Here is a 6,416-nt window from a genome sequence, read left to right on the forward strand (position 1 = left end):
CGGCATGCACCGGGTTGGTCTTGAAATCCTCGACGCGGTCGCGGTTTTCCTCCTGTGGCCGAAATTGGTCGGCAGGCAGCGTCGACGGCTGCGCCATCAGCTTGGATTCGGCGGCGGTGCCGGGCACGCGGCCGGCGCGCGCAGCGTCCGCGGGGGCCGCGGCGCCGCCGTCGAGCGAGAGCTGACCGCTGACGGTCGGCGCGGGCGCCGGCTCGGTGCGCTGGAGCGCATCCTGCCGGACCAGGCCGCCGGCTTTCTCCGCTTCGGACTTCGGCGGCTGTGCCGGCGCGACCAGCACCTCGTTCAAACCGCGGCTTTCGCTATCGGTGTCCTTCTTCTGCTTGTCGGCCTCCGTCGGAGGGACCGGCTTCAGCGTCGCCGGTCCGTTCGTCGATGGCTTGTCGGCCAGCGTCTCGGTGATCTTCTCGTCGCCGCCAATCTGCGGTGGCGCCTCCCTCAGCATCTGCAAGGTGGCGTATCCGGCGATCGGCAGGGCGACGAGCCCGGCAATGGCCGGCGTGGCGATCAGTTTCTTTTGCATGATCTCTCTCCAGAGCTTCTGTACCCGCTCTGTGAGACGAAGCCCGCCGGCCGATCCTTGGGCGGCGACGAAGATTTTTTCCTGCTCGTCGAAAGCCTGCATGGCGGCAGCGATCGCGCGCGCCTTCGCCTCGGCGTCGGGTGCCGGTGCCGTGATGTTGCGCAGCCTTTCGAGTTCGTTGTCGTCGACCATGGTCACACTTCCCCGGCTGAACGCATCAACGTCCTCAGCCGTTTCTTCGCTTCATGGATGTGCCAGGAAACCGTCGTCTCCGAGATCGCCATCGCCTCGGCGGCGTCCGCGTGGCTGAGCCCCTCGCCATAGACGAGCAGCACGGCATCGCGCTGCTTGTCCGGCAGCTTGCGCACGGCCGTCCATAGCGCCTCGGCCGGGTCCTCGAGTTCCGCCGCCGCCTCTCCCGCGATCAGCGCATAGGCGCCGTAGGCCTCGGTCTTCTGGGTGTCGCGGGCGCTCTTGCGCATCATGTCGCGCGCCGCGTTCAGCGTCATGGTGTAGAGCCACGTCGTGAACGCGCCCTTACCATGGTAGTCGCGGATCGCCCGGCCGAGCCGGACGCAGACTTCCTGGGCGATGTCTTCGGCGTCCGCCTTCCTGCCGCACCAGCGATAGGCGGCGCGATAGACGAAGCCATAGTGCCTTTCGAGCAATTTGCCGAAAGCACCCCTGTCTCCGCCCTTCGCCCGCCCGATCAATTCGACGTCGGAGGGTTCGCCCTCGTCCAGCATCATCGCCATCATTTGCTTATTGGACGAAGGCTAATGGCTAATCCTTGGGGTTATGGAAAGATTTTTTTGCCGCAGCGCTTTTCCCTTCTCCCCGTTCACGGGGAGAAGGTGCCCGAAGGGCGGATGAGGGGCGGGGCAAACTTTCGAAGCCGCGCACCGCCGCCAAAAAAGGGGAGCCAAACTTTACCCGAGGGTTTCGGCAAACAACGTGGTCAACCGCTTCCAGTGGCGCTCAGCACCGGCTTCATCATAGGCACTGTGATCCTGCACGCACCATCCATGCCCCATGCCGACATAGTTCTCGATCACATGGTCGACCTCGGCCACTCTCAGCGCTTCGGCCAGCCGCGCCGACTGTTCCGGCGGAAAGCTGCGGTCGACGCCGGCAACACCGACATAGACGCGCGCCTTGATCATTGCTGCCTTGCGGTGCGGGCTGTCCGCGGCATCGCTGGCTAGATTGCCACCATGGAAGCTGGCGGCGGCAACGATCCGGTGCGGATAGCTCGCCGCCGCGTTCAGCGCCCGCGCGCCACCCATGCAGTAGCCGACGACGCCAACCGGTCCGGTGATGCCCTCGGCGGCCAGCGCGTCGAGGAAGGCGCCGCCGTCGCGAATGGTCATGTCCTGCGTGGTGCCGCCGCTCAACGCCGACAGCGCGGCCTTGGTCTTTTCATCGGCAAAGGCGGTCTTGGGGTCGAACGGACCGTAGGGCACGCTGCGGTAGAAGAGATCGGGAACCAGCACGGCGTAGCCTTGCCCAGCAAGGCGCTCGGCCATCTGGTCGAGCGCCGTGCGCGGACCGAAAATATCCATGTAGAGGATGATTCCGGCCTTGGCCGGCGCGGCTGGACGAAACAGCCCGGCTTTCGCCGTACCATCCTGGGTCTTGATCTCGAGGTCCTGCTTCGTCATTGCGCGCTCCGCTTGCTGCCACGCGATAGATATCCGCGCCCGCCGTCAGGGCAAGCCACGACATCTCAATCGCGGTCAAGTTTCCGTGCGGCTCGGAACCATCGCTACAGGCCGGCGAACGACGCCATATGGAAGGCCTGAACATCGGCTGGATAGCGATAGTCGGCGCCAAAGGGACAGGCGTTGCGGTCGAGGCAGCCGCCGGTGCGGCAAGGCGCGCCATCAGCACCGCGCACATGCGCCAGACAGGCCTGGTGCGCGAAACCATCCGCCGCATAGGCGTCGACCGGGCAGGATTTCAGGCAAGGTTTTTCGACACATGCATCGCAAAGATGGAGAGTTGCGTCAGCTTCGGGAATCGAGATCGTCTCTTCGAACAGCAGCGCGCCGCGATAGGCGTGCCAGAGCCCGTAGCGCGGATGCATCAGAATGCCGAGCGGCGAAGGCCTTAATCCCTCCGCCCGCATCGCCCATTGCTGGAACGGGAGATACGGCCTGTCGGAGGGCGACACGGCGCGCGCGCCGAACTTTTCCGCAACCGAGCCGATCACTTCGCGCGCCCAGGTGTCGAGCGGATTGGCGATGGCCTGCGGTTGCCGCTCCTGCCAGCGCAGGAAATGCGGCCACGGCGCAGCACCCGCCTGCCCGACCAGCAGGATGGACCTGGCGGGCATGCCGGAGCGCCCGGCGGGTACTGTGTCTTGGCTCGTGAAACGGAAGCCGCCGCGCGGGATCAAGCCATCGACCGCGAGCACGGCCGAGACATCGTCGACCGTGCCGCGCGAAACAATCATCCCTTCTTGCCCGGCTCGGAGAATGCGCTCCGCCAGACTTCCTTGTGGATGATGTCGGCCACTTTAGCCCGGCCTGACTCGGGCTCCTTTCAAGTGAAGGCGTCGGCCATCGAGCCTTTCTTCCTGGCGATGAAGTCGGTCAGGGCCTCGTCGATCGCCGGATCGAGGTAAGGCGCCTCGTAGCTTTCCAGCCAGCGGCGGGCGAGCTCGTTAGCCCGCTGCGGCGCGGTCTTTTCGCCTTCCGCCAGCCACTGCTCGTAGGAATTGTTGTCGGCAATGTTGGAGCGGTAGAAGGCGGTCTGGAAATTGGCCTGGGTGTGGTCGCAGCCGAGATAGTGGCTGCCCGGACCGACTTGGCGGATGGCGTCCATCGCCTGGCCGTTTTCCGACAGGTCGACGCCCTCGGAGAATTTCTGCTGCATGCCGAGCTGGTCGATGTCCATCATGAACTTCTCGTAGCAGGACGCCAGCCCACCCTCGAGCCAGCCGGCCGAGTGCAGCACGAAATTCGCGCCGGCAAGAATGGTCGAGTTCAGCGTGTTGGCGCTCTCGTAAGCCGCCTGCGCGTCCGGGATCTTCGCGGCGCAGAGCGAACCGCCGGTGCGGAACGGCAGGCCGAGACGGCGGGCAAGCTGCGCGGCGCCATAGGAGACCAGCGATGGTTCCGGCGTGCCGAAGGTCGGCGCGCCCGACTGCATCGAGATCGACGAGGCGAAAGTGCCGAACAGCACCGGCGCGCCCGGCCGGATCAACTGCGTGAACGATGCGCCGGCCAGCACCTCGGCCAGCACCTGCGTCAGCGTGCCGGCGACCGTCACCGGGCTCATCGCGCCGGCAAGGATGAACGGCGTGACGATGCAGGCCTGGTTGTGGCGCGAATAGACCTTCAACGCGCCGAGCATCGTCTCGTCGAACACCATCGGCGAGTTGGCGTTGATAAGGCTGGTCAGCACCGTGTTGTTCTCGACGAAGTCGTCGCCGAACACAAGCTTGGCCATCGCCACCGTGTCCTCGGCGCGCTCCGGCGCGGTCACCGAGCCCATGAACGGTTTGTCGGAATATTTGATATGGCTGTAGACCATATCGAGATGGCGCTTGTTGACGGGAACGTCGACCGGCTCGCACACCGTGCCGCCCGAATGGTGGATCGACGGCGCCATATAGGCGAGCTTCACGAAATTCCGGAAATCCTCGATAGTCGCATAGCGGCGGTTGCCGTCGAGATCGCGCACGAAGGGCGGGCCATAGACCGGCGCGAACACCGTCGCTTTGCCGCCGATCTGCACCGAGCGTTCGGGGTTGCGCGCATGCTGGGTGTAGACGGACGGCGCTGTCTTGAGCAGCGAACGGCAGAGCCCTTTCGGGAAATGCACGCGCTCGCCCTTGACGTCGGCGCCGGCCTCTTTCCAGAGCTGCAGGGCTTCGGCGTCGTCGCGGAAGATGATGCCGATCTCTTCGAGCACCGTGTCGGTGTTCTTCTCGATCAGCGCCAACCCTTCCTCGTCCAGCACTTCATAGACGTTGATCTTGCGCTTGATGTAGGTGAGCTGGGTGCCCGGACCCCCGCCCGAGCGCGCTGCCCGTCGCGCCGCCGCGCCACTGCCAGCGCCGCGCCCGCGTCTGCCGCTCGACGGCTCCTGCTCGACTGCCGCGTTCTCGCTCATGATCGTTCTTCCCTGATTTTGTTCTGACCTGATGTGGATTGCGGCCGCGTGCGGCTGCTCTCGCCGGATCGTAGCCATGCACCCTATTCGAAACGGCCAGCCAGCGCCAACGCCTGTCGCAAAATCGACAAGAATTCCAATAGATTTGCGGTCGCTTTCCTTTTGCGGGAAGTCGCAAATCAGCTATGGATACGCGGCCCTCGCGGGTTAGGTATTGGCGCATCAATTTTAGGCTGCCGCAGACATTCCGAGCAGCAAGGAGCCCGAGAAAAAAATGTCCGACGACGAGATCATCCTTTCCGAGCTTTCCGACGACGAGCTCGTGCAGCAGATGCACGACGACCTTTATGATGGTCTGAAGGAAGAGATCGAGGAAGGCACGCATATCCTTCTCGAGCGCGGCTGGGCACCCTACAAGGTGCTGACCGAGGCGCTGGTCGAAGGCATGCGCATCGTCGGCGAGGATTTTCGCGACGGCATCCTGTTCGTGCCGGAAGTGCTGTTGTCGGCCAACGCCATGAAGGCCGGCATGGCCATCCTGCGCCCGCTGCTTGCCGCCACCGGCGCGCCCAAGCAGGGCAAGATGGTGATCGGCACCGTCAAGGGCGACATCCACGACATCGGCAAGAACCTCGTCGGCATGATGATGGAGGGCGCCGGCTTCGACGTCATTGACCTCGGCATCAACAATGCGGTCGAGAAGTATCTGGAGGCGATCGAGCAGCACCAGCCCGACATCATCGGCATGTCGGCGCTGCTCACCACCACCATGCCCTACATGAAGGTCGTCATCGACACGATGAAGGAAAAGGGCATCCGCGACGACTATGTCGTGCTGGTCGGCGGCGCGCCGCTCAACGAGGAGTTCGGCAAGGCTGTCGGCGCCGACGCCTACTGCCGCGACGCGGCGGTCGCGGTCGAGACCGCCAAGGACTTCATGAAGCGCAAGCACAATGTGCGGGCTTCGGCCTGAGCCCAGCCGCTTGGCAACGACCAATGAAAAAAGCCGCGCCTTGCAGCGCGGCTTTTTTGTTCCCAGATTCTGGAAGACCGTGGATTAGGGATTCTTGACCGTGTCCTCGACGGCATTGGCGGTCGATTTGACGTCCTTGCCGACCCCGCGGATCGTATTGGCGCAGGCCGAAAGGGCGAGCGCGCAGGCAAGAATGGCGACGGGGCCAAGGCGCGACAGTTTCATGGACGGTGTCTCCCTCGTTCTGTAGATTCGAAGATAACGCAACCAAGTCGGTTTGGCTGGTTCTATGAGTGCCGTGCGAAAAGCGCAACCCGATCAAGGCGAAAGGCTGCTCGTCATCGCCTGCGGGATGATTGCGCGCGAAGTTCTGGCCGTCAAGCAGCAGCTCGGGCTCGATCATCTCGACCTGACCTGCCTGCCGGCGGAGTTCCATTTCTATCCCGACCGCATCCCGCCGGCCATGGACAACGCGATCGAAAAGGCCAAGGCCGAGGGCTACCGGCACATCTTCGTCGGCTATGCCGACTGCGGCACCGGCGGCATGCTCGATCGCATCTGCGAGAAGCACGGCGTCGAGCGCATGGCCGGCCCGCACTGCTTCGCCTTCTACCAGGGCATGGACGCCTACGCGAAGGTCGCCGACGACGACATGATGTCGTTCTACATGACCGATTTCCTCTGCCGCCAGTTCGATGCCTTCTTCATGAAGCCGCTGGGCCTCGACAAGCATCCGGAGCTGATCAAGGACTATTTCGGCAATTACAAGAAGCTGGTCTATAT

General features: G+C 64.0%; 7 protein-coding genes and 1 pseudogene. 2 read left to right on the forward strand and 6 right to left on the reverse strand.

Features of this window, described 5'->3' with window-relative positions; all coding sequences use genetic code 11:
- The 5 genes and pseudogenes from EN742_RS19995 to EN742_RS20015 form a co-directional block, all read right to left on the reverse strand.
- A pseudogene (locus tag EN742_RS19995) lies at window positions 1–733 on the reverse strand (VWA domain-containing protein); the annotation flags it as partial.
- Window positions 734–735: 2 nt separating this feature from the next.
- On the reverse strand, window positions 736–1,296 hold the full coding sequence (locus EN742_RS20000; protein WP_126054105.1) for an RNA polymerase sigma factor: 561 nt from the start codon (window positions 1,294–1,296) through the stop codon (window positions 736–738).
- A gap of 174 nt (window positions 1,297–1,470) precedes the next feature.
- Window positions 1,471–2,202, reverse strand: a complete 732-nt coding sequence (locus EN742_RS20005; RefSeq protein WP_126054104.1) for a dienelactone hydrolase family protein — start codon at window positions 2,200–2,202, stop codon at window positions 1,471–1,473.
- A 104-nt stretch (window positions 2,203–2,306) separates the two neighbouring features.
- A complete protein-coding gene (locus EN742_RS20010; RefSeq protein WP_126054103.1) occupies window positions 2,307–2,996 on the reverse strand; it encodes a 4Fe-4S dicluster domain-containing protein in 690 nt (229 codons plus the stop codon).
- Window positions 2,997–3,085: 89 nt separating this feature from the next.
- Window positions 3,086–4,660, reverse strand: a complete 1,575-nt coding sequence (locus tag EN742_RS20015) for a trimethylamine methyltransferase family protein (protein ID WP_126054102.1) — start codon at window positions 4,658–4,660, stop codon at window positions 3,086–3,088.
- Window positions 4,661–4,934: 274 nt separating this feature from the next.
- On the opposite strand from EN742_RS20015, the gene EN742_RS20020 reads away from it, so the two are divergent.
- The gene (locus tag EN742_RS20020) at window positions 4,935–5,633 is read left to right on the forward strand and encodes a B12-binding domain-containing protein (protein ID WP_126054101.1); all 699 of its coding nucleotides are present in this window, start codon (window positions 4,935–4,937) and stop codon (window positions 5,631–5,633) included.
- Between the two features lie 84 nt (window positions 5,634–5,717).
- On the opposite strand, the gene EN742_RS20025 is transcribed toward EN742_RS20020, so the two are convergent.
- A complete protein-coding gene (locus EN742_RS20025; RefSeq protein WP_126054100.1) occupies window positions 5,718–5,858 on the reverse strand; it encodes an entericidin A/B family lipoprotein in 141 nt (46 codons plus the stop codon).
- A gap of 64 nt (window positions 5,859–5,922) precedes the next feature.
- Here EN742_RS20025 and EN742_RS20030 point away from each other — a divergent pair.
- The coding region (locus tag EN742_RS20030; protein ID WP_128333185.1) for a DUF1638 domain-containing protein at window positions 5,923–6,416 on the forward strand (494 nt) is incomplete at its 3' end.

Source organism: Mesorhizobium sp. M4A.F.Ca.ET.020.02.1.1, assembly GCF_004022645.1.
GTDB lineage: Bacteria > Pseudomonadota > Alphaproteobacteria > Rhizobiales > Rhizobiaceae > Mesorhizobium.